The organism is Syntrophomonas sp. UBA5494 (assembly GCF_002426325.1).
The window spans coordinates 7,076-7,688 of sequence record NZ_DIPG01000009.1 but is presented as its reverse complement, the minus strand read 5'-3'; the positions used below and the strand labels follow the sequence as shown (position 1 = coordinate 7,688).

1 protein-coding gene and 1 pseudogene are annotated in these 613 nt (G+C 54.2%); both read right to left on the bottom strand.

What is annotated here, in order from left to right; translation table 11 throughout:
- Nucleotides 1-159: 159 nt before the first annotated feature.
- Nucleotides 160-432 (bottom strand): hypothetical protein, encoded by a 273-nt coding sequence (locus tag B3W37_RS01025; protein ID WP_483174521.1) that lies wholly within the window; start codon nt 430-432, stop codon nt 160-162.
- Nucleotides 429-613 (bottom strand): annotated as a pseudogene (locus tag B3W37_RS01020) (hypothetical protein); the annotation flags it as partial. The pseudogene B3W37_RS01020 and the gene B3W37_RS01025, both read right to left, overlap by 4 nt.

Genomic DNA, 613 nt, shown 5'->3' with positions numbered 1-613 from the left:
CTCCTGGGTCTCCGGCAAATTGTACTGATCATCAGCATCAAAAATCGCCCAGTCATTTGTGTCGGTAACAGCCGCCGATACCGGCGCCGGCAGCAGGGACAGCATCATGGCCAGCGTCAGCAGTACACCGACGAGTTTTTTGCCTGTCCGTTTCATTTTTCAATTACCTCCGTTCTTTAATTTGATTTCCGGGTCTGTTCGGTCTGTGAGCATCTCCATGATTTCATCCAGATGCAAACTGGCCCCGTTGACCCAGTACACCCGCTCACCGTCTGTACGAGGCAGACAAAGCCTGGGAATCTCGGCAAACAGCGGGACGCTGAACTTCGGCCCCAAATCCAGCAGGATGGTGGTTCCGTTATCCAGCTCCACAATGATTTCATTAGGGTTTTCGTCATTAGCCTGAGCGCTGAGTATTCTTCGCTTGCTCATCCCCCGCCCCCCCGTACCATATTCAAGATTTCGGCACAGGACAGGCGGGAACCGTCGGGCCAGTAAACACACTCGCCGTCTGTCTGCGGCGAAAACAGGCGTTCATCCTGAAACAGTGCAATAAAGCAAGGGTCACGGGCCTTGTCGCCAAGGGGGATGATGACGGTCTGGCCGTTCATGA

Coding starts and splice junctions, on each gene's coding strand:
- B3W37_RS01025 (WP_483174521.1), bottom strand. CDS start 432: ATGAGCAAGCGAAGAATACTCAGCGCTCAGGCTAATGACGAAAACCCT.